The sequence below is a fragment of the Streptomyces sp. NPDC001401 genome, assembly GCF_042895385.1.
Taxonomy (GTDB): domain Bacteria; phylum Actinomycetota; class Actinomycetes; order Streptomycetales; family Streptomycetaceae; genus Streptomyces.
In genome coordinates this window covers 1,215,918-1,238,285 of sequence record NZ_JBIAWI010000001.1, presented here as the reverse complement: position 1 = coordinate 1,238,285, position 22,368 = coordinate 1,215,918, and the positions used below count along the sequence as shown (strand labels likewise).

Below are 22,368 nucleotides of genomic sequence, written 5' to 3'. Positions count from 1 at the left end.
CAGCTACGCGAGTTGGGTGATGATCCGGGAGGCCGCCTCCGTCACCGCATCCCGGCCCGCCGACCAGAGGCTCACCACGTCCGAGCCGGGGAGTGCCGTGGGGAGTTCGGCCTCCACCGCCCGGAGGTAGGCGCGGCGGAGTTCCGCGTTGACGTTGATCTTGGCTACGCCTCGGGTGAGGGCGGTGCGGAGTTGGGGCTCGGGGAGGCCGCTGGCGCCGTGGAGGACCAGCGGGATGGAGACCGCCGTGTGGATGGCGGACAGGCGGGCCAGGTCCAGGCGTACGGGAGTGGCCGTGAAGCCGTGGACGTTGCCGACTGCCACTGCCAGGGCGTCGACTCCGGTCTCGGCCACGAACTCGGCCGCCTGGGCGGGGTCGGTCATAGTCGTGTCGGCCGGCGTCGCGTTCGTGGAGACGTCCTCGTCGCCTGCGAGGGCGCCCAGTTCGGCCTCCACCCAGGCGCCGTGGTCGCGGGCCCGGTGGACGGCCTCGCGGGTCAGGGCGATGTTCTCGGCGAAGGGAAGGTGGGAGCCGTCGACCATGACCGAGGTGTAGCCGGCCCGCAGGCAGGCGGTGATCTCGTCCAGGTCGCGGCTGTGGTCGAGGTGGACACCGAGGCGGGCCGGGGAGGCCTTCGCCGCGTCCAGGGCCAGGCGCATCAACGGTTCGCGGCCCGCGTGTCCGAAGGGGCTCGAGCCCGCCTGGATCAGGACTGGGTGGTCGGGGTTCGCCTCTGCCGCGGCCACTATGCCCTGGACCGTCTCCAGGTTGTACGCGACGAAGCCGGGGAGGGCGCGACCGTTCTCGTATGCCGTGGTCAGGGCCTTGAGGCCGTCGGGGCCGGTCAGCAGCATCAGGCGGCGCTCCTCAGGAGGGCGAGGGCGTCGGCGAGGGCGTCGGCGCCGCCGACGTTCCCGGCGAACACGATGTAGGGGATACCGGCGGCCGGGCCGTCGACCGGCTGCCACAGGGAGACGATGCCGGGCAGCAGGGTGCCTCGGGCCCAGGCCCGGCGGATCTCCAGACCGTGCGTGGCGGTGTCGCTGGAGGTGATGCCGCCCTTCGCGATGACGAAGGCGGGGCGGTGGGCGGCGGTGATCCGGCGGACCGTTTCCACCAGGGCGGCGGAGACGCTGCGGGAGATCGCGAGGCTCTCGTCCGGGTCGGCGGCGGTGACGACGGTGCGGGTGGTGCGGATGACCGTGTCGGCGCCGGCGAGCGAGGCCGCCGCGGCGCTCGCGGTCTCGGTGATGTGGGCGTCCCGGCGGGCCGGGTCGAGGAGTTGGGCCACGTCGAGTTCGTACTCGGCGAGGTCCGGGGTGCGCTCGCGCAGGCTGTTCAGCTGGCGGGTGGTCAGGGAGACGTGGGAGCCGACGATGATCAGGCCGTGCGGGGAGGGAGCGCGCAGGGGGGCGAGTTCGGGGGCCGTGAGCGGGGGGTGGGCGGGCTGGCCCGCGCGGGCGCGGACGAAGGACGGGCCGACGCGGTAGAGGAGGCGGGTGCCGTTCTCCTCCGCCGCGACGAGCGCGAGGGCGAGGACGCGCAGGTCGTCGTCGCAGACCGCGTCCACGACCGCCGTGGCGCCGTCGCGGAGGGTGGCCAGCAGGTCGGCCACATGTGCCGGGCCGCCGGTGCGCAGGTCGGTGAGGGTGATACGGAGGACCTTGTCGGCGGGGACACGGCCCTGCGTCTTCTCCTCCACCCAGTCGGGAAGGGCGGAAGAGGCGTAGCCGAAGGTGGCGTCCTTCGCGAACTCGCTCTCGCCCACGGGGAGGAGGTCGCCGTCCGGGGTGCGCATCCAGTGCGTCGAGTCGACCGTGAGACGGCCGGCTTCGATGTAGGCGGGGACCAGGACCACGCCGTCGGGGGCGGCGCCCACCGACCTCAACTCCTCGGCGAGTACGTCCGTTTCGAGGGGGAAGTGGCCGCGGAGGGTGGAGTCTCCGCGGGACGCGATGACGTACGGGATGTTCTCGGCCCGGGAGGCCTCGTGGAGGGCGCGGGCTATTTCGCGGTTGCGGGTGGCGGCGTCCTGCGGGGAGAGGCTGCGGGTGTTGGTGAGGACGAAGAAGGCGGGGCTGGATTGGCGGAGGGCCCAGCGGAGGTCGTCCACGGTCCAGGTGGTGAGGACCGGGATGTCCTTGACGGTCTGGGTGCCCGTCGGGTCGTCGTCGAGCACGGCCAGGCGGGGTGCCGTCGTCAGGCGTGCGGCCACCGAGGCGGGGTCGATTTCCCTTATTACAGGGATATTTTGGATCACTTCCGACTCCGGAAGGGCGTGACGGGGTAGGGACATGGCGGTTCCTGGGGTGCTGGGGCGGGGAGGGGTGGTTACTCGGCGGACTTCACCACGTGCCTGCGGTAGTCGTCCGCCGTCTGGTTCATGTGGGCGTTCATCGCCTCGCGGGCCTTGTGCCGGTCGCCGGACTCCAGGGCCGCCAGAACCGCCTCGTGATGGGCGATGGCGTTGACCCGGATCTGCGGGACCGCGGAGGTCTCGCGGCGGCCCTCGGCGAGGAGGGCGCCGAAGGGCTCGAAGAGGAGGGGGACGAAGAGGTTGCCCGTGGCCCGCATCACCGTGGCGTGGAAGTCGATGTCGGCCTGGACGAACTTCTCCGTGTCGGCCTCGTCGGCCGCCTCCCGCATGGTGGCGAGGTGTTCGCGCAGTTCCGCGAGGTGGGTTTCGTCGCGGCGCTCGGCGGCCAGCTCCGTCGCGCCGTTCTCGATCAGCCGGCGGGCCTCGATGAGCTGCTGGGACAGCGATGTGTGGGAGGAGCGGGAGGCGGCGCGCACCACCGGCTCCAGAGCCGTCCAGCGGTCCGGCGGGTTCACGTATGTGCCGCGGCCGCGCACCACGCGTACGACGTTCTGCGCACGCAGCTGCTTGACCGCCTCGCGCACCGTCAGCCGGCTCACGGCGGACTGCTCGGCGAGTTCGCCCTCCGGGGGGAGAGCGGCGTCCGGCGGGTATGTGCCGTCGATGATCGCGCTGAGCAGGCGCTCGGCGAGGTCTTCGGAGAGCGACATCGTTGGGCCTCCTCAGCGTTCGAACCGTCTGAAGTTATCCGAACCAGTTGCTCGAACCGAACTGGGTCAGATATCTGACGTCAGACATCTGATGTCTTGATGGCCGTAACCATGACACCGGCCTGCGAGGGCGTCAACACCCTCGCCGGATTTCTGTTTGGTTACGGCGGGTGATCAGTCAGTCCGGGGTGTTCACCATCGAGGCGGCGGCGTACGTCAGGTACTTCCACAGCTGCTGCTCGTGCTCCTCGGACAGGCCGAGCTCGTCGACCGCGTCCCGCATGTGCTTCAGCCAGGCGTCGTGCGCCTCGCGGTTCACGGTGAAGGGGGCGTGGCGCATGCGCAGCCGGGGGTGGCCGCGGTTGTCGCTGTACGTCGTCGGGCCGCCCCAGTACTGGATCAGGAACAGCGTGAGGCGCTCCTCGGCCGGGCCGAGGTCCTCCTCGGGGTACATGGGCCGCAGCACCGGGTCCTCGGCCACACCCTCGTAGAAACGGTGGACGAGGCGGCGGAAGGTCTCCTCCCCGCCGACCTGCTCATAGAAGGTCTGCTCCTGAAGCGTGCCACGCCGAATCTCATTCACGCTCCCCATGCTCTCAGACCGCGCGGAGGAGGACTTGAGGCTTAGGTCCCCGCCCCACGCCCGGGAAGTGGACATTCCGGATCTGGCGGCTCCGGTACTCGCCTCGTGCCCCGTCCCGCAGGAGAGTGGACGTATGGGCGCAGCTGCTCTCGACAAGGATCTGGACGACCTCGCCGTCACCGCGCGGGCGGCGCTCGTGCGGGAGATCGACGCGAGCGGGGCCTGGGACGACGACCCGGTGTGGCGGGAGGCGTTCGAGGCGGTGCCGCGCCATGTCTTCGTGCCGTACTACTACGTCGGGGCCGTGGGCGGCTATGAGCGGCGGTGGGGCGAGAGCCCGGATCCGCGGACGCGTGAGCGCTGGATGCGGGGTGCCTACGAGGACGCCCCGCTGGCCACGCGGCTGCGCGACGGCGAACTGGTCTCCTCCAGCAGCCAGCCGTCGCTGATGGCGAAGATGCTGGCCGAGCTGAGGGTCGAGGACGGCAACCGGGTCCTGGAGATCGGCGCGGGCACTGGCTACAACGCGGCCCTGCTGGCCCACCGGCTCGGTGACGACGACCTGGTCACCACCGTCGATCTGGAGCCGGAGATCACCGAGTCGGCCCGGCAGCACCTGGCCGCCGCCGGGTACCACCCGGCCGTCGTCACCGGCGACGGCGCGCGCGGGGTCCCCGAACGCGCCCCCTACGACCGGATCATCGCGACCTGCACCCTGACGTCGATCCCGCGCGCCTGGCTCGCCCAGTGCGGCCCCGGCGCCCGCATCCTGGCGCCGTTCGCCACCGGCCTGATCGCCCTGACGGTCCGGGACACCACACACGCCGAGGGCCGCTTCCTGCACACGCCCGCCTACTTCGTGCCGCTGCGCGGCGAGACCCGCCCCGAACCGGGAACGGCACACCTGGGCGCCATTCCACGCCGCTTCCGGGACCACGAACTGTTCCGGTTCCTACTGGCCCTGACCCGCGGCAGCCTCGACCCACAGGAGGCGTTCGCCCTGTGGGAGCGCGAGGGACAGCCACAGCGGGAGCGCTACGGCATCACGGTCAGCGAGGAGCAGGAGTGGGCATGGCTGGACGATCCGGAGGGACCGTACATCTGGCCCCTCCGGTGATTCAGCCGCCCTTGAGGGGCGCGGGGAACTGCGCGATCAACCACGACGGCGCCGCACCCTGCAACGGTGCCGGCTACCCGCGGCGAATAGTGATCGTCGTCCACGCACCCACGTGCACCCGATCCCCGTCCTGCAACGGTACCGGCACGAAAGGTTGAATCGGCTCATCGGAGCCGTTGACGGTCGTACCGTTCGTCGAGTTCTGGTCGACGACCGCCCAGCTGCCGTCCGGCTGCTGCACGAGCACCGCGTGCTGGTGCGAGACGCCCGGGTCCTCCGGCGGCACCGCCAGGTCGATGTCGGGGGTGTCGCCGGTGGAGTGCCGGCGGCGGCCGATGGTGATCTGGTTGCCGCTGAGGGTGCGCTGCTGCTCGGGCGAGTACGCGGGCAGGTTGAGGCCCGCGGCCTCGGGGCCGGAGCGCTGCATCATCGCCATGAAGTACTCGCGGTCCGGACCGATGGTGGCCGTCCAGGTCGCCGGACCGGCATGCGGCGGCGGGAAGCCCTGGCCGGGCGGGGGCGGGGGCGCCTGGGTCGGGCCGGGCTGCGGATAGCCGTAGCCACCGCCCTGACTGGGACCGCCGGCGCCGGGGCCGCCGGACGGCGGGGAGATCACCCAGTCGTCGTCACCGCCGCCGAAGGACGGACCGCCGGTCTGCGGCGGACGTCCCGTCTCCTGCGGGAAGCGGGGCGGGGCCGGCGGACCGGGCTGCTGGAACGCCTGCGGGGCGCCACCGGGACCGCCGGGACCACCGGGGCCCGCGTGCGGCGTGGGCCCGGGCGGCGGCGGGACCGGACGCGACGGGTCGGGGCCGAAGCCGGACCGGTCGGCGAAGGGACTCGGCGGACCGGACGGCTCGGTGCTGAAGGGGCTCGGCGGGCCCGAGGGCTCACCGCCGAAGGGCGGGCCCGGCGGGATCGGCTCGGCGGGCCGGTTCATCTGGGACGGGCGCGAGCCCTGGTACTCGTACGAGCCGCCGCCGCCGTACGACGGTCCGGGCGGCGGCTGCTGCTGGAAGGGTCCGCCGGGGCCGGGCGCCGGCGGGCGCGGGGCGGCCGGGGTGTACGAGGTCGCGGTGTTCGTCAGGAAGTTCCACCGGCACTCCTCGCAGAACGGCGCACCGCCCTCACGGGGCGTACGGCACTGCGGGCAGAGCTCCGGCTCGTAGTCCGGCACCGCGGACAGCGGCGGACGGCCGCCGGGCTGAGGGCCCTGGCCGGGCGGCGGGAAGCCGTAGCCGCCGCCGGGCGGGGGCGGCGGGGGAGGGGGCGGAGGCACGGCACCGGCCATGCGGTGACCGCAGACCTCGCACCAGTCGTCGGAACCCGACTGGTGTCCGTTCGGGCAGGTCGGCATGTCGGCGCTTCCCCCTCTCTTTCAGGAAACTCTGTTCAGGAAAGTTCTTGTCGGCGAACTTTCACGTCACTTCTCTGAACTTCTACGTCACTTCTTTACACGAACAGTCTTTGTCGACCGTGTCTCGAGAGTCATCTCGTCGGCCTCCTCGACCTTCGCTTTCAGTCGCACAGTACCTGTCGCGGCGTCGACCACGTCCACCACCTTCGCAAGCAGTTTCGCAGTGTCCGCGTTTCCGGAGGCGCTGGCGAGCTGAACGGCCCGGCCCAGTTTGGCCGTTGCTCCATCCATATCGCCCGCTTTGCGAAGATCCAGCCCTTGTTGGATGGCCTGTGCCAGTTCGGCCTGCCCGGTGTAGTGGGCGACCTGGGGGTTGATCGAGGTGGACGCCACCATGTCGTCGGTCCACACGGCCCTGACGAGGCCCTGGGCGCCGAGGTTCTGCGCGCTGCCGTCGGGCTGCGGGACGACCAGGGAGACCCGGGCGGCGAGCATCTCCTGGCCGAGGCCCGCGGACGGGACCTCGACGCATACGTGGTAGTCACGGGACTCGTCTCCCCAGGAGCCGGTGGGGTAGTCCCCGGCGCGCGGGCCGGCCTCGGTGCGGCGGTCGGTCAACTCCTCGACGGTGGGCGCGACTTGCTTGACGAACTTGATGGCGGTGCCGACCGGCGTCCACAGCCTGAGAGCGACGTCGGCGACCTCCTTGCCCATGGCCGTCTCCATCATCTGCGTGAAGTCGGCGGCCAGCGCGGCCGGGTCGGCGACGATGTCGGCGGTGCCGAGCAGGGCGGAGGCGATCCCTGTGACTTCTTTCACTTCCCAGTCGGTGCCCACGCCACGTGCGTCACAGGTGAACCGTCCGGCACAGGAGTCCAGGGCGGCCTTGAGGTCCTCCGGCGACTCGTGCTCGTTGCGGCCGTCGGTGAGCAGGATGCCGTGGCGGATGGCGACCTCGGCCGAGGAGAGCAGACGGTCGGCGAGGCGCAGCCAGGTCCCGATGGCCGTGCCGCCGCCCGCGCTCAGCTTGCGCAGAGCCTCCTTGGCCTGGCTGCGGGTGGCGGCGTCGGCGACCGCGAGGCGCCCGCCGCCCGGGTAGACCTCCTTGGCGACATGCGTGCCGCCGATCACCGCGAAGTGCACCCCGTCGCGCAGTGTGTCGATCGCGGCGGCCGTCGCGTCGCGGGCGTTGCGCATCTTGGTCGGCGGATAGTCCATCGAGCCGGAACAGTCGACCATGATCGCCACCCCGGCGGACGGGCCTTGCCCGGGCGCGTAGAGGTGGGGCGCGGCGACCGCGCTGCCGACGGTGCCGCCGCCGGTGGCGGTGACCGTGACGATCGCGTTGACCTCGCGGCCGCCCTCCGGCAGGTACTCGTTCTGGTACACGTCCATCGAGAACTGCGGCACGTTGGACTTCGAGAAATTGGCCATGCGTACTCAAATCCCCCTCGAAAACCCCGCGTTCGCGGGGCGACGACTGTATGCGGACCGGTCCCCTCCGGTCCGCTGAGGCCTCCCCGTATGCGGCCTCAGGCCGATCCTGCCCCCTGAGGCACGGCCGGGAACGGCACGACGGCCACTGTTACGTTGTCGTGGCCCCCACCGTCCAGGGCGTGACCGACCAGCACACGGGCGCTGTGCAGCGGACGTACGGCGGCGTCGGGCGGCACGACCTCGCCCATCTCCTCGGCCGCCTCCGCGTAGTTCCACAGTCCGTCCGTGCACACCACCACTACACCCGGCCGGTCCGGCTTGAAGGAAGCGGTGTGCGGCTCCAGTTCGTAGGCGTCCGCGCCGAGCCAGCCGGTGATCGCGTGGGCGCGCTCGTCGGCGTAGGCCTCGGCCTCGCTCATCAGGCCCGCGGAGACCATCTGCGCGGCCCACGAGTCGTCCTCGGTGAGCCGGGCCGGGGGTGAACTGCGGTCCACCGGCACCCAGTAGGCGCGGCTGTCGCCGACCCAGCCGACGACCAGCAGCCCGGACGTCACGACCGCGCCGACGATCGTGCAGGCCGGGGCGTTCTGGTGCGGGGTGTGCTCGCGGGCGGTGGCGGGTTCGTCGGCCAGGGCGTTGACGGCGTGCGAGGCGGCGACGATCGCGTCGTGCATGGCCTGCTGCGGGTGTGTGCCGCGGGGCAGGGCGGCCAGCAGCGCATTGCCCGCGGCGCGGGCGGCGGCGAGCGAGGCGTCGTCGGGGCGGGTCGCCGAGGAGACGCCGTCGCAGACGACCGCCACGGACGCGGGGGAGCCGTCGGGCAGTGTGGCGGTGCCGATGCCGAACGCGTCCTCGTTGCGGTGGTGGCGCAGACCGCGGTCGCTGACGGCGGCCACCGGGCCGGACTCCTGCTCCATGTGGTCGCGCTCCCGGGGCTGGGCGTGCCCGCAGTTCTCGCAGTAGCCGTCGTTGTCGACGCGGCCCGCACGGCAGGCCACGCACAGCTTGGCCTCCTCGGCGGGCGCGGCGAGACCGGCGACGCGCGGGTCCGGGGCCTGCAACGGGTACTCGTCGGGCACCGGCGGCCGGTCGAAGCGCACACCGGAGGCCGGGGACACCGGTGATCCCGTGGGCTGCTCCGGCGGCAGCGGGGAGCCGCCCGGGTCCGTGCCGTGCAGGTCCGTCGGCAGATGCGTCGCCGTCGGGGTGTCGGAGCCGCCCGGCCCGGCGGAGACGGGCCAGGCCGCACCGCCGTCGGCCGACTGCAGGTCCGAGCCGTTCAGGGCGATCGTCGGGTGGTCGTCCGGGCGTGCGGGCACTGCGGACAGGTCGTATCCGCACGCACCGCAGAAACGGTCACCCGACTCGAGCGGCCACTCGCAGCTCGGGCAGTTCGACAGGGCGGCCTGCTGGGGCATCTGCGACATCAACTACACCCACGTCCGGGGGCGGTAACGGTTGGCACGTTCCACCAGGTCGATCCTCTCCTCGCCGCCCCGCGCCAGCCGGGCCAGCGTGCGGTACGAGCGCTCCAGGCCGAAGCGGAGTCCCCGCTCGTCCAGGTCGCTGCCGAGCAGCACGCGCTGCTCGGCGGGCACTGCGACCCGGCCACCGGAGAGTATCCAGTCCAGCGCGCAGCCGAGGACTTCGGCCGACAACTGCTCCCGGCGCGCCGGATCCAGACCGTACGCTTCCAGCGCCTCGACCTGCACGGCGGCGGCCCTCAGGTCATCGAGGAACGGTACGTCGGAAGCGGTCGCCGTGCGCCCGCGCAGCCGCGCCCGTACGGCGGCCACCCGCGCGGCCGTGTAGTGGATCGACGACTCCGGCACCGACTCCAGCGTCCCTACGGCACTGCGGCGGTCCCCGGCCGCGAGCTGGACGCGGGCCAGGCCGAAGGCGGCGCTCACATAGCTGGGGTCGGTCGACCAGACCAGGCGGTAGTACTCGGCCGCGTTGTCCAGCTGGCCCAGCACCTCCGCGCACAGGCCGAGCGCCAGCTTGGGCGCGGGCTCGCCGGGGAACGCGTCGTAGATCGCGTCGAACGCGAGCGCGGCGCCCTCGTGGTCGCCGGTGACCAGCGCGGCCACGCCCCGGTACCAGACCACCCGCCAGTCGTCGGGCCGCTCGGTCTCCAGGGTCTGCAGGGCGTTGAGCGCGGTGGCCGAGTCGCCGTTCTCCAGCCAGGCTCGGATCTGCCTGAGCCGGGTCTCGACCGACGCCGCCGGAGCCGCGGCGAGCGCCCCGAGCAGCTCGGCCGGCGCGGTCGTCATCAGGCCCGCGAGGAAACCGGCGTTCGGATCGGAGGGGTCGACGCGGGGGACGGGCAGGGCGAGGGCCGCGGTGGGGGAGTTGACGTGCTTGACCAGGGCCGCGGTGCCGCCCGCGGACCCGGGCAGCTGCGGCTGCTGCACCTTGCGCGGCTGCACCGCCCGCGCCCCCAGCCGCGACACGTCCCCCTCCAGCTTCGGGAACAACTCCGTGTCCGTGACCTTCAGTTCGGGTCCGAACAGCGTCGACAGCGCGGGCCGCGCACGCCCCGTCTGCAGCGACACCACCTCGCGCAGCACACCCGTCAGCTGCTCCGCCATCTCCTGCGCGGAGGCGAACCTGCGGGCCGGGTCGGGGTCGGTGGCGCGGACCAGGAGCCGGTAGAAGGACTCGTACCGGCGGAAGACCTCGATGTTGTCGGGGTCGGGCAGCGAGTCCACGAAGACGTTCGTGTAGCCCTGGAAGTCGAAGCTCAGGACGGCCAGCGTGCGCGCGACCGTGTAGAGGTCGCTCGCCACCGACGGGCCGACCTCGGCGACCTCCGGCGCCTGGTAGCCGACCGTGCCGTAGATGGCCGACTCCTCGTCGTCCATCCTGCGCACCGCGCCCATGTCGATCAGCTTGAGCTGGTCCTCGGTCTGGATGGCGTTGTCGACCTTGAAGTCGCAGTACAGCAGGTTCCGGCTGTGCAGATGGCCGAGCGCCTCCAGCGCCTCGATGCCGTACGCGCAGGCCTGCTCCACCGGCAGCGGATCCCGCTTGCCGCCGGGGGTGCGGCGATCGTTGGCGATCTCCTTCAGGGACTTGCCGCCGACGTACTCCATGACGATGTAGCCGTCGAGCGAACCGGTGCGCTGGTCGAGGTGCTCCACGAAGTTGTAGATCCGCACGATGTTGGAGTGCTCGATCTCGGCCAGAAAGCGCCGCTCGGAGATCGCCGCCGCCATCGCGTCCTGGTCACCGGTGTCCAGCAGGCCCTTGAGGACCACCCACCGGTCGGAGACCGCCTTGTCCACGGCGAGGTAGACCCAGCCGAGACCGCCGTGCGCCAGACAGCCCACGACCTCGTACTGGCCGTGCACCACGTCGGCGGCCTTCAACTTCGGTACGAACGAGTACGGGTTGCCGCACTTGGTGCAGAAGCCCTCGGTGCGGCCCGCGCGGTCACCTCGCGAGCGGCCGACCGGTGCCCCGCAGTCGGAGCGCGAGCAGAACCGCTTGCGCTCGGGCACCTCCGGGTTCTCCAGCACCATCGCGCGCGGGTCCGGCCGCGGCACGTCCGGCACCTGCACCAGGCCCACGCCCAGCCGGCCGCGGGAGCCGGTGCTGGTGCCCGAACCGGAGCTGCGCACCGACACCGAACGGCCCGTGGACCTGCCCGACAGGGAGCGCGAGAGCCGCCCCGACACCGAGCGCCGGGACTTCGACGACTGCGAGGACGTACGCGAGCTGCCGCGGCTGCCGGCCCGCGAACTGCCGCTGTCCTGCGAGTCCTTGCCGCCGCCCGTGATGCCGGTGGCCGGCGAGCCCACCATGCCCTTCGCCGAGACGACCGGCGCGAGGCCGCAGGTGTCGCAGTACAGCTCGCCGCCGCCCACGTCCTCGTACGTGCCCTCGCAGTCCGGCCGCTGGCACTGCTGCTGTGCCTGACTCATGACGTCACTCCCCCCTGCGGTCCTGAGGCCCGCCCTGCCCCGGTACGCGCGGGGCGCCCAGCACTTCGGCGGCCGCCTGCTGGTAGCGCAGCACGGCCTGTTCGGCGACGCGCAGGTCGCAGGGTGCGCTCCACAGCATGCGGCGCGCCGCGTCGTACCGCTCGATCAGGAACGGGTCCTCGGCGTACCCGAGCCGGGCGACCTTCGCCTTGTACGCGTCGAGGCGGCCGCGCAGCTCGGCGCGGACCGCCAGTGGTGCGGTGACCGCGGTCAACGACTCGCGGGCGCGCAGCAGTTCGTCGTCCGCCTTCTGCTCCAGGGACTCCAGGAGCGGGGACAGGCGGTGCCACTGGGCGTGTCTGCGGTACTCGGCGGCCGTCGCCAGCTGCTCCTGCAGCACGGTCGGCGGGCCGCTGACGACCGGCACCTCCGTGGCGGCGATCTTCGCAAGGACCTCCCCGCGCGCGTTGCGTGCCTCCGCGAGCGTGCGGTCCGCGCGGCTGAGCACGTCCCGCAGCTTCACCAGCCGCTGCTCCGCGTCCTGCCGGACGGTGAGCACGGCGTCGATCTCCCGGCGCACCTCCTCCAGGGCGCGCGCCTCCCGGTCGTACACCGTGGTGTCCGGCCGTCCGCCGCCGGGAGCCGAACTCCCCGGCGCGGGAAGCCAGTACGCGAGCGGATCGGAGATCACCTGTTCGCGCAGGGCGGTCAGGGTGCGGGTGATGCGCTCCAGGTCGTCGCCGGACGGGTGCTCGCCGGGGCGCACGCCGACGGAGTGGGCGAGTGCGCGGGTGCGCTGGAGCTCCGCGGCCAGTAAATCGATCCGGGCGGGCAGCGCCGACCAGACCGCGTCGGCGGCGACGACCATGTCCAGCGACGACGCGTACAGCTCGTTCATCAGGTCGACCAGGGCGGCCAGGGAGAAGTGCTGGCTGAGCTTGCCGGAGGCGGACAGCAGCGTCGGCGCGTTCGCGGTGGCCGTCGTCGAGCCCGCGAGCGTGACGGACTCGCCGCGCAGCAGCTCCGTCAGCTCCACCAGGTCCTCGCGGCTGGACCAGCGGCGGCGCGAGCGGATCTCCCGGGCGGAGCGCAACGCGTCCGTGTACGCGTCGAAGTACGCCCACAGCAGCGTGATCGACGCCTCCGCGGCAGCCCACCGCTCCTTGGTGATGCCGGTCAACTGCGCACCCTCGAGGAGTCTGCGGCCCGCGTGGTCCTGCAGGGCGAGGAGCGAGGTCTCGATCGCCTCGTGCTCCGCGCCGAGCCGCGCCAGCGCACGGTCCACCTCGTCCCGGTCCATCACCGGCCCGGCGGGGTCCGTGACGCCCATCGATCACCTCTCGCTGCTGTCGTGTTCCGTCGTGTTGTGTCGTACGTCCGTCAGTTGATGGTCGGTCACTTGTAGTGGGCTTCGGGAGGGGTCGCCGACGCCGACTTCTTGTCGCCCTGGTCCATGGTCGGGTGCAGCCACTTCTCGTACGAGGCCGCCCAGTCGCCGTCCTTGATGTAGTTCTGCAGGGTCCGGTTGACCTGGCGTATCAGATCCTTGGAACCCAGCTTCATCGCCACGCCGTAGTACTCGTCGGTGAACAGGGGGCCCTTCAGCTGGACCGTCGGGTCCTGTGCGGCCTGGCTTGCGGCGAGCGCGCCGTCCGTGACGACCGCGTCGACCTCGCCGAGCTGCAACTTCACCAGGCAGTCGAGCTGGTTGGGGACCACCGTCGCGATGTTGGCGCCGGTGGGGAGGGTGCCCTTGCCCTGGTCCGCCTGCAGTCGCTCCAGCGCCGTCGAACTGTCCGCCGAGCAGATCTTCCTGTGCGCGAGCGTCTTGTTGTACCCGGTGATCGCCGAGGTCCGCGGGGCGAGGACCTGCTGGCCGGTCCTGAAGTAGGGCGCGGAGAACGCGACTTGCTTGATCCGGTCGCAGTTGATCGTCATGGTGCGGACCACCATGTCGACCTCGTTGTCCTGGATCGCCTTGATCCGGCGGCTGGTCGGGATGGCCTTGAACGAGACCGCGTTCGGATCGCCCAGGAGGTCCTTGGCGATCTGGTGGACGAGGTCGATGTCGAAGCCCTCCGGCGCACCGGACGTGTTGTTCGGGTTGAGGTAGCCCCAGCGGTAGCTGTTGGTGTCGATGCCGACGATCAGGCGCCGGTATTTGCGGGCCTTGATCCTGTCGATGATCGGTGTGCCGCCGTCGTCGCCCGACGGCGACAGGCTGCGGTCCTGCGGGTTGTCGCACTTGGCCGCCGCCCTGGCCTGCAGGCCCTGGGCGACGCCCTGGCCGCCGCTGCCCGCGGCGCCGTCCGTGCCGCTCGACTGGGTCAGGGGCAGCAGCAGCACGAACGCCAGAGCCAGGACGCAGAGGGCAGCCATCGCGCCGACCCCGCCCCAGCCCCGGAGGCCGGTCCGCAGACGTTGTGCCGGACGGTGTGCATCCATCGTCACGCCCCCTCTCACCGGTACTCCGACAGCCTGCGCCCGATGCCGACCACCGCGCCGGCCGCACCCAGCACCGCGAGGACCGCGGCCCCGTACGGCAGGCCGGTCAGCGCGTCCCGGCCGTCGCCCGCGGCCTGCTTGAACTCGGTCTGCTCGTGGTTCAGTGCCGTCTCCAGAGCGATGTCCACATTGTCGAAGCACACGCTCGTCGGGTCCTTGCCGACGCCGATGACCTTGTCACGGGCCTGCTGGTACTCACCCTTGTCGTTCAGGCCCTGCGCTACCCCGTGCCGTTCCTTCCACGCCTTCATGTAGCCGTTCGCGTCCTGGACGGGTTTCCTGCCCGCCGAGTCGTCCGCGAGACCGTCGGCCTTGGTCAGCGACGCCGCCAACTCGCCGATCTGCTCGTCGTACCCCGCGGCGTAGGCGTCCACCGGATTTCCGCCCACGACCTTGGTGTCCGCGCCGCGGCGGATCAGGCTGAGGTTCTCGTCACTGCGGGCCGTCAGGGATGCGATGCGGGCGTCGTGCAGCACGTTCAGCGAGCGGACGCCGTGGTCGTACGAGGCGTTCAGCCCCGTGCGGGCGACCGTGTGGCCGACGACCAGCCAGAGCAGGACCACCACGGACGCCGCCGAGGCGGTGACCAGGCCGTGGTTCAACACCCGGTTGGTGCGCAGGTAGTTGCGGTGCTGGGCCCAGGCCAGCCCGCCGAGTGCGAGCAGGCCGAGGCCGGTCGCGGCCCACGGGAACGACTTCGCGTCCGCGTAGTCGGAACCCAGCCGCTGGTTCTCCTTCTGGTACAGGGCCTCGGCCTTCGGCAGCATCTGCTTCTGCATCTGCTCGTTCGCCGCCCGCAGATACGCGCTGCCCACCGGGTAGCCCTGCCGGTTGTTGGCCCGGGCCGTCTCGACCAGGCCCTTGTACTGGGGCAGCAGCTTGTTGAGATCGGCGATGGTCTTCGCCGACTCGGACCCCGGCTTCGAGCTGGAGGCGGCCGTGACCAGCTTTTCCGCGGCCCTCCTGATGCCGTCCTCGTATCGCTGCCGCGTCTCGGGCTTCTCCTGCGGGCCTGCGAGATAGCCGCTGGCCGCCGCCGTGTTGGCGTCGGCGAGCGAGCGGTAGATGTCGGCGGCGTCGGAGCTGAGCGGCTGGCTGCGGGTGAGCACGTCGTCGGCGGCCGTCGCCCGGGCCGTCATCTGCCAGGCGGTGACCGCGCCGAACGCGACGACGAGGAGGGCGAGAAACGCACCGATGATGCGCAGTCGCCCGGGCTCAGTGGTCGCGGCCTCGCGCAGCCGGTCGACGCCCTCCGCGAAGGCCGTACGGCGTGCGGAGACGGCGTCGGGAACGGCTGCGGGGCCCGTCGGGGTGGGGGGAACGGGCCGGTCCGGCTGCGGCGGTACGGACGGCATCGTGGGCATGCCGGTGCCCGGTCGTGCCGCGCTGCTCTTCGGCGGGTGTGTCACTTTTGACCTCCCCCATGGTCATCCGTCACAGCAAGTATCGCCGCCGGGACTGACATCCGCACCGGTTGCCTGCCGGCGGCTGCAGGATCCCGTACCACCCCCTGCCCATGAACACGTCTTGGGAATCAGTTCGGTTCCGTCTGGGGGCTGCCGTCGGTGGGAGGGGTGCTTCGGCCCTTGAGGGGCCTCGTCCTCAAACGCCGGACGGGCTGAAAATACCTGACGGCGTTCAGCCTTCGAAGTGTGCCCGTACCCTCTCGTGTACCTCCGCCTCCGCGCCCACCCGGTCCAGGCCCAGCAGTGCCGCCCCCAGTACCGGGCTCGCCGTCACCACCCGGGGTACCGCCTTCGGGGCGCGTGCTGCCAGCAAGTCCCGGATGCGGTCGTTGAGTTGGGGGTGCTGGGCGGCCAGGACGCCTCCGCCCAGCAGGACCGGTGTCTCCTCCTCCAGCAGGTCGAGGCGGGTCAGGGCCACCGTCGCCATCGTCACCACCTCGTCGGCCAGGCGGTCGACGATCGCGCGGGCGACCGGGTCGCCGTCCGCCGCCGTGGCGAAGAGGACGGGTGTCAGCTCGTGGCGGCGGGCGGTCGGCACCTGCTCCAGGTGGAGGGACTCGACGAGGGCGAGCATGGTGTCGTGGCCGAAGTGGGCCGGGAGCGTGTGCGCGAGGGCCGTGGGGTCGCCGCGGCCGTCCTCCGCGCGGGCCGCGTGCCACAGGGCCTCCTCGGCGAGGCCCCAGCCGCCGCCCCAGTCGCCGGAGATGCGGCCGAGCGCGGGGAAGCGGGCGGTGCGGCCGTCGGGGCGCATGCCGACGCAGTTGATGCCGGCGCCGCAGACGACGGCGACACCGCGGGGTTCGGTGATGCCCGCGCGCAGGATGGCGAAGGTGTCGTTGCGGACCTCGACACTCGCGCCCCACGCGCGCGCGTGCAGCGCGGCCGCCAACTGCTCCTCCTCGACGGGGAAGTCGGCGTTGGCGAGGCAGGCGGAGACATGGTCCACCGAGCTCACTCCGGCTGCGGCGAAGGCCCGTTCCACCGCGTCGGCGACCTTGTCGACGGCCGCCTCCACGCCCACCACGGGCGGCCGGAACCCGCCGCCGCGGCTCGTTGCGAGGACGGTTCCGTCGGCCGCCACGACCGCGACGTCGGTCTTGCTGTTGCCCGCGTCGACGGCGAGGACACGTGCGGTCATGCCCACGCGAGATGCTCCCGGTTGTGTGCGATCAGCTTGTCGGTCAGGGCGTCTGCGTACTCGTACTGGCCGATGAGGGGGTGCGAGAGGAGGGCCCGGAAGACCCGGTCGCGGCCGCCGCGCAGCGCCGCCTCCAGGGCCAGGTCCTCATACGCCGTCACGTTCGCCATCAGGCCCGCGTACAGCGGGTCGACGGGCGGTACCGGCAGCGGGAGCGGCCCCTTCGGACCCACCGCGGCCTGCACCTCGATCACCGCGTCGTCCGGCAGGAACGGCAGCGTGCCCCGGTTGTACGTGTTCACCACCTGGTAGGGGCTGCCGGCTGCGCCCAGCAGCGCGGCCGCCAGGTCCACCGCGGCCTCCGAGTAGTAGGCGCCGCCGCGCTTGGCGAGCAGCTCCGGCTTCTCGTCGAGGGCCGGGTCGCCGTACATCTTCAGCAGGTGCCGTTCCATCTCGGCAACTTCGGCGGCACGGGAGGGCTTGGTGCGCAGTTCGCGTACGACCTCGTCGTGCGCGTAGAAGTAGCGCAGGTAGTACGACGGGACGACGCCCAGGCGGTCGAGCAGGGCCCGGGGCAGCCGCAGGTCGGCGGCGATCGCGTCGCCGTGTTCGGCGAGCAGCTTGGGCAGGACGTTCTCGCCCTCGGGGCCCTCCAGGCGTACGCCGGTCTCCCAGGTGAGGTGGTTGAGGCCCACGTGGTCGAGGTGGACGTCGGCGGGTGAGACGCCGAGCCGGTCCGCGAACTTCCGCTGGAAGCCGATCGCCACGTTGCACAGGCCGACCGCCTTGTGGCCCGCCTGCAGCAACGCGCGCGTGACGATGCCGACCGGGTTGGTGAAGTCGATGATCCAGGCGTCCGGGTTGGTACGGCGGACCCGTTCCGCGATGTCCAGGACCACCGGGACCGTGCGCAGCGCCTTCGCCAAGCCGCCCGCACCGGTCGTCTCCTGGCCGACGCAGCCGCACTCCAGCGGCCAGGTCTCGTCCTGCTCGCGGGCCGCCTGCCCGCCCACGCGCAGTTGCAGCAGCACGGCGTCGGCGCCGTCCACGCCGGCGTCCAGGTCGTGCGTCGTCACGATCCGGCCGCCGTGCCCCTGCTTGGCGAAGATACGGCGGGCAAGGCCGCCCACCAGCTCCAGGCGCTCGGGCGCCGGGTCGACGAGGACCAGTTCCTCGACGGGCAGGGTGTCGCGCAGCCGGGCGAAGCCGTCGATGAGTTCGGGGGTGTAGGTCGAGCCTCCGCCGACCACGGTGAGTTTCATGTGTGGCTTAACCCTTCACTCCGGTGAGCGTGACGCCCTCGACGAACGCCTTCTGGGCGAAGAAGAACACGAGGATCACGGGGGCCATGACCAGCACGGTCGCGGCCATGGTGAGGTTCCAGTCGGTGTGGTGGGCGCCCTTGAAGGACTCCAGGCCGTAGGAGAGGGTCCAGGCGCCGGGGTTCTCCGAGGCGTAGATCTGCGGGCCGAAGTAGTCGTTCCAGGCGTAGAAGAACTGGAACAGGCCGACGGCCGCGATGCCCGGCTTGGCCATCGGCAGGACGACCTTCAGGAGCGTGCGCAGGTCGCCGCAGCCGTCCACCTTCGCCGCGTCCAGGTACTCGTTCGGGATGGTCATCAGGAACTGGCGCAGCAGGAAGATGGAGAACGCGTCGCCGAACGCCATCGGGATGATCAGCGGCCACAGCGTGCCGGACAGGTCCAGCTGCTTCGCCCAGAACAGGTACATCGGGATGATGATCACCTGCGGCGGCAGCATCATCATCGAGATCACCAGCATCAGCGACAGATTGCGGCCGCGGAAGCGGAACTTGGCGAGCGCGTACGCCACCGGGATCGACGACGCGACTGTCAGGACTGTTCCCAGTCCCGCGTAGATCAGGGTGTTCTTCCACCAGGTCAGGAAGCCCGGGGTGTCGAAGACCTTCTTGTAGTTGGACCATTCCCAGGTGTGCGGGATCAGGTCCCGGCTGAGTGCCTGGGTGTCGCTCATCAGCGAGGTCAGGAACACGAACACGAAGGGCAGGACGAAGAAGAGCGCGGTCGCGACGCCGAGGGAGTGGATCGCGACCCATTCGAGTACGGCCCTGCGGCGGGCCGTGCGCTCGGCGGGGGAGACCGGTGCCTTCAACTGCACGGGTTTGTCCAGTACTTGGGCCATGGTCAGTCACCTGCCAGGTTGAGACCGCCCCGGCGCCGCATGAGGAACGCGGTGAACACCATGGACAGGGCGAACAGGACCAGGGCGACGACGCACGCGGAGCCGTAGTCGAAGCGCTGGAAGCCGAGGTTGTAGACGAGCTGGGGGAGGGTGAGGGTCGACTTCTCGGGGTAGCCGGGCTCGAACTGGGTGCCCGCGCCCTGGATCACACCCGAGGCGACCTTCCCGGCGATGAGCGGCTGTGTGTAGTACTGCATCGTCTGGATCACGCCCGTGACGACGGCGAACATGACGATCGGCGAAATGTTGGGAAGGGTGACGAACCGGAACCGCTGCCAGGCCGACGCGCCGTCCAGCTCCGCGGCCTCGTACTGCTCCTGGGGCACGTCGAGCAGCGCGGCCATGAAGATGACCATCAGGTCGCCGATGCCCCACAGGGCGAGCAGGGTGAGGGCGGGCTTGGACCAGGTGGGGTCGTTGAACCAGCCCGGGGCCGGAATGCCGACCTTTTCGAGGATCGAATTCACCGGGCCCGTACCGGGGTTGAGGAGAAACGCGAAGGCCATCGTCGCGGCGACCGGCGGGGCGAGGTAGGGCAGGTAGAAGAGGGTGCGGAAGACTCCCGTACCCGTCTTGATCTTGGTGATCAGAATGCCGACCCCGAGGCCGAAGACGACCCTCAGGCTCACCATGACCAGCACCAGCCAGAGGGTGTTGCGCAGAGCCGGCCAGAAGAACGGATAGTGCTCGAAGACGTACGTCCAGTTCTTCGTTCCGCTCCACGTCGGCGGTTTGAAGCCGTCGTAGTGCATGAACGAGAAATAGACCGTCGAGATCAGCGGATACGCGAAGAAGACCGCGAAGCCGATCAACCAGGGCGACATGAAGGCGAGAGTACGAAGCGCCGACCTGCGGCGCTTCGACGCCAGGGTGATGGTGCTCATCGTCGGACTACTTCGCCTGCGCGATGTCCGTGTCGATCTGCGCGGCCGTCTTCTTCAGGCCGGCCTTCAGGTCGGTGACCTTTCCGCTCTCGTAGTCGTAGCCGAAGTTCTGGATCGTCGCGAGATACACGCCGCCGTTGACGGAGGCGGGAGACGTGGTCGAGTCCGGGTTCGCGGCGATGTCCAGGAACGTCTTGAAGCGCGGGTCGTACTTCAGCTTGGGGGACTTCAGGGCGGCCAGCGTCGAGGGCACGTTGTGGATGGCGTTGGAGAAGTTCACCACGGCGTCCGTGTTCGTGGTCATGTACTTCACCAGCTCCCAGGCAGCGTTCTGCTTGTGGCTGGCGGCCGAGATACCGGTGATGGTGCCGGTGATGTAGCCCTTGCCGTACTGGCTCGCCTGGTCGTCCGGGACGGGCAGCGGAGCGACACCGATCTCGAACTTGGGCTTTGCGGCCAGCGCCATTCCCAGACGCCATTCACCGTCGAGCTGCATGGCCACCTGACCGGTGTGGAAGGGGTGCTTGACGCCCCATTCGTCACCGAGCTTGGAGCGGTAGGTCTCCAGCTTCTTGAAGCCGCCGAGTTCGTCGACGAGCTTCTTCTGGAGCGTGAATCCGGCCTCGAAGGCGGGGTCCGTGGCGAGCTGCGACTTGCCGGCCTTGTCGAAGTACGTCGGAGAGAACTGGCCGAAGTAGTGCTCGGTCGTCGTCTCCCAGCCGTGGTAGTCCGGCATGAAGCCGAGCTGCTTGTAGCTGTCGCCGTCCTTGATGGTCAGCTTCTTGGCGTCGGCCGCGAATTCGGACCACGTCTTCGGCGGGGTCTTGATGCCCGCCTTCGCGAACGCCGTCTTGTTGTAGTAGAGCCCGTAGGCGTCGCCCAGCAGCGGTGCCGAGCAGCGGTTGCCGTCGAACTGGGTGTACTCGCTCATCGCCTTCGGGAACGTCGCCGCCGGGTCGATGCCCGCCTTCTTGAAGAAGGGGTTGAGATCGACCAGCGCACCCGACGAGCAGAACTTTCCGACGTTGTTGGTGGTGAAGGAGGAGATGACGTCCGGAGCCTTGTCGCCGCCCGTGCGCAGCGCCTGGTTGATCTTGTCGTCGGTCATGTTGGCGACGACGTTCACATGGATGTTGGGGTGCGCCTTCTCGAAGCCGGCGATCAGGGAGTCGACGGCCTTCACTTCATTGGGCGCGCTCCAGGCGTGCCAGAAGTTGATGGTCGTGTTCTTCGAGGCGTCGTCGTCGGCGCTGGAGGAGGACTGGCCGGTACAGGCGGTGGCGAGCAGGGCGAGGGAGGCGGAGGCGGCGAGAGCGACGGCCGCCCTTCGGGACACTTCGGGTATGACTTTCCAGGACTTTTCGGGCATGGCGAGGTCTCCCAGTGGCGCGGTGGGCATGGCGAGGGAAGGGGGGTGGGGCTACGGGGGTTCAGCGCGAGGTGTCGAAGACCTCGTCGCGGGTGGTTGCGAGCGCGCTCTCCAGCGCGCCGCGCAGCACGGGGTGTTCACGGACGTCGCCGACCACGAGCCGGGGCCGGGAGGCGGCCAGCTCTTCCAGCTCGGCTTGCACGAGCGCACGCAGCACTTCGCCGCCCGAGGTCAGCGAGGCGCCGCTGAGGACGACGAGTTCGGGGTCGAGGACGGAGACGAGGGAGGCGAGACCGGTGGCCAGCCGGGTCGCGTACGTCTGCAGGAGCTTGCGGCCCAGGACGGTGTCCTCGGCGGCGGCCCGCTCGACGAGGGCGGCGGCGACCTCGGCGTAGGGCCCCGAGGGGATCTGTCCGATGCCGAGTTCACCGGCGAGGTGCGGGATCGCCTGGGAGCCGGCCAGCTCCTGGTAGCCGCCACTGTTGGCTTTGGTCACGTGCCGGACCAGAGGGGCGCCCGGAACTGGAAGGAAACCCACCTCTCCCGCGCCGCCGGTCCAGCCGCGGTGCAGCCGCCCGCCGAGGATGAGGGCGGCACCGAGGCCTCCCTCGTTCCACAGCAGCACGAAGTCCTCGTGGCCGCGGGCCGCGCCCAGCCGTTGTTCGGCGACGGCGGCGAGGTTGACGTCGTTCTCGTACTCGACCGGCATCGGCAGGGCGGCGGCGAGTTCGTCGAGGAGGGCCGGGGTGTGCCAGCCCGGGAGGTGGGAGGCGTAGCGCAGGCGCCCGGTGTTGGGGTCGAAGGCGCCGGGGGTGCCGATGACGAGCCGGTGGACGTCGTCGCGGGCGAGCCCCGCGGCCTTCACGGCGCCGTCGAGGGCGTCGGTGACCTGCCGGACGACCGGCCGGGTGGGCCGCCTCCCCGGGGTCGGGAGCTCGTACGAGCCCACCGTGCGGCCGGTGATGTCGGCGACGGCGGCGAGGACGCGCTCGGGGGTGACGTCGAGTCCCGCGGCGTACGCGGCGGCCGGATTGACCTCGTACAGCTGGGCGTTGGGGCCGGGGCGTCCCTCGGTGGTGCCGGTGGCGAGGACGAGCCCGGCCGCTTCGAGACGGGCGAGCAGCTGGGAGGCGGTCGGCTTGGAGAGGCCGGTGAGCTTGCCGATCCGCGTGCGGGACAGGGGCCCGTGCTCCAGGAGGAGGTCCAGGGCGGCGCGGTCGTTCATGGCGCGCAGGACGCGCGGGGTGCCCGGCGTACCGGCTGTTCCTGCCATGTGTGTCGACACCTGCCTTTCGACTGCCCAGCTTCTCAGCGACCAGGGAGGTTAGTCCATCG

General features: G+C 71.0%; 18 protein-coding genes. 1 reads left to right on the top strand and 17 read right to left on the bottom strand.

The features are described 5' to 3' along the window. Positions 1–3 precede the first annotated feature (3 nt). From ACFY10_RS05675 to ACFY10_RS05660, 4 genes are all read right to left on the bottom strand, one after another. Positions 4–855 (bottom strand): class II fructose-bisphosphate aldolase, encoded by an 852-nt coding sequence (locus ACFY10_RS05675; RefSeq protein ID WP_390663752.1) that lies wholly within the window; start codon positions 853–855, stop codon positions 4–6. Next, positions 855–2,261 (bottom strand): four-carbon acid sugar kinase family protein, encoded by a 1,407-nt coding sequence (locus ACFY10_RS05670; RefSeq protein WP_390663751.1) that lies wholly within the window; start codon positions 2,259–2,261, stop codon positions 855–857. Before ACFY10_RS05670 ends, ACFY10_RS05675 begins: the two co-directional genes overlap by 1 nt. Positions 2,262–2,332: 71 nt before the next feature. Continuing rightward, entirely contained in the window at positions 2,333–3,028 is a 696-nt protein-coding gene (locus ACFY10_RS05665; protein ID WP_390663750.1) for a FadR/GntR family transcriptional regulator, read from the bottom strand. Positions 3,029–3,206: 178 nt separating this feature from the next. Next, positions 3,207–3,620 (bottom strand): globin, encoded by a 414-nt coding sequence (locus tag ACFY10_RS05660; protein ID WP_390663749.1) that lies wholly within the window; start codon positions 3,618–3,620, stop codon positions 3,207–3,209. Positions 3,621–3,744: 124 nt separating this feature from the next. Here ACFY10_RS05660 and ACFY10_RS05655 point away from each other — a divergent pair, with 124 nt between their 5' ends. Next, positions 3,745–4,728 carry a methyltransferase domain-containing protein gene (locus ACFY10_RS05655; protein WP_390663748.1) on the top strand — a complete coding sequence of 328 codons (984 nt, stop codon included), beginning with the start codon at positions 3,745–3,747 and terminating at the stop codon, positions 4,726–4,728. Between the two features lie 73 nt (positions 4,729–4,801). Here the strand turns inward: ACFY10_RS05655 and ACFY10_RS05650 are convergent, their stop codons facing one another. The 13 genes from ACFY10_RS05650 to ACFY10_RS05590 form a co-directional block, all read right to left on the bottom strand. Then, positions 4,802–6,085, bottom strand: coding sequence for an FHA domain-containing protein (locus tag ACFY10_RS05650; RefSeq protein ID WP_390663747.1), 1,284 nt, complete (start codon positions 6,083–6,085; stop codon positions 4,802–4,804). An 87-nt stretch (positions 6,086–6,172) separates the two neighbouring features. After that, positions 6,173–7,519 (bottom strand): VWA domain-containing protein, encoded by a 1,347-nt coding sequence (locus ACFY10_RS05645; protein WP_390663746.1) that lies wholly within the window; start codon positions 7,517–7,519, stop codon positions 6,173–6,175. Between the two features lie 98 nt (positions 7,520–7,617). Next, the gene (locus tag ACFY10_RS05640; protein WP_390663745.1) at positions 7,618–8,952 is read right to left on the bottom strand and encodes a PP2C family serine/threonine-protein phosphatase; all 1,335 of its coding nucleotides are present in this window, start codon (positions 8,950–8,952) and stop codon (positions 7,618–7,620) included. Beyond that, positions 8,953–11,448 carry a tetratricopeptide repeat protein gene (locus tag ACFY10_RS05635; protein ID WP_390663744.1) on the bottom strand — a complete coding sequence of 832 codons (2,496 nt, stop codon included), beginning with the start codon at positions 11,446–11,448 and terminating at the stop codon, positions 8,953–8,955. It abuts the gene before it with no gap. 4 nt (positions 11,449–11,452) lie between these two features. Next, the gene (locus tag ACFY10_RS05630; RefSeq protein ID WP_390663743.1) at positions 11,453–12,778 is read right to left on the bottom strand and encodes a hypothetical protein; all 1,326 of its coding nucleotides are present in this window, start codon (positions 12,776–12,778) and stop codon (positions 11,453–11,455) included. A 65-nt stretch (positions 12,779–12,843) separates the two neighbouring features. After that, positions 12,844–13,893, bottom strand: a complete 1,050-nt coding sequence (locus ACFY10_RS05625) for a glutamate ABC transporter substrate-binding protein (RefSeq protein WP_390663742.1) — start codon at positions 13,891–13,893, stop codon at positions 12,844–12,846. Positions 13,894–13,907: 14 nt separating this feature from the next. Next, positions 13,908–15,362, bottom strand: a complete 1,455-nt coding sequence (locus ACFY10_RS05620) for a hypothetical protein (RefSeq protein WP_390663741.1) — start codon at positions 15,360–15,362, stop codon at positions 13,908–13,910. Between the two features lie 229 nt (positions 15,363–15,591). After that, complete coding sequence (locus ACFY10_RS05615) at positions 15,592–16,563, bottom strand: N-acetylglucosamine kinase (RefSeq protein ID WP_390663740.1); 972 nt, start codon at positions 16,561–16,563, stop codon at positions 15,592–15,594. After that, positions 16,554–17,819 (bottom strand): 6-phospho-beta-glucosidase, encoded by a 1,266-nt coding sequence (locus tag ACFY10_RS05610; RefSeq protein WP_390663739.1) that lies wholly within the window; start codon positions 17,817–17,819, stop codon positions 16,554–16,556. Before ACFY10_RS05610 ends, ACFY10_RS05615 begins: the two co-directional genes overlap by 10 nt. Before the next feature lie 7 nt (positions 17,820–17,826). Then, positions 17,827–18,720, bottom strand: coding sequence for a carbohydrate ABC transporter permease (locus tag ACFY10_RS05605; protein ID WP_390663738.1), 894 nt, complete (start codon positions 18,718–18,720; stop codon positions 17,827–17,829). Between the two features lie 2 nt (positions 18,721–18,722). Continuing rightward, positions 18,723–19,664, bottom strand: coding sequence for a carbohydrate ABC transporter permease (locus tag ACFY10_RS05600; RefSeq protein WP_390663737.1), 942 nt, complete (start codon positions 19,662–19,664; stop codon positions 18,723–18,725). Positions 19,665–19,671: 7 nt separating this feature from the next. Continuing rightward, a complete protein-coding gene (locus ACFY10_RS05595) occupies positions 19,672–21,033 on the bottom strand; it encodes an ABC transporter substrate-binding protein (RefSeq protein ID WP_390663736.1) in 1,362 nt (453 codons plus the stop codon). Between the two features lie 61 nt (positions 21,034–21,094). After that, positions 21,095–22,306, bottom strand: a complete 1,212-nt coding sequence (locus ACFY10_RS05590; RefSeq protein ID WP_390663735.1) for an ROK family protein — start codon at positions 22,304–22,306, stop codon at positions 21,095–21,097. Positions 22,307–22,368 lie beyond the last annotated feature (62 nt).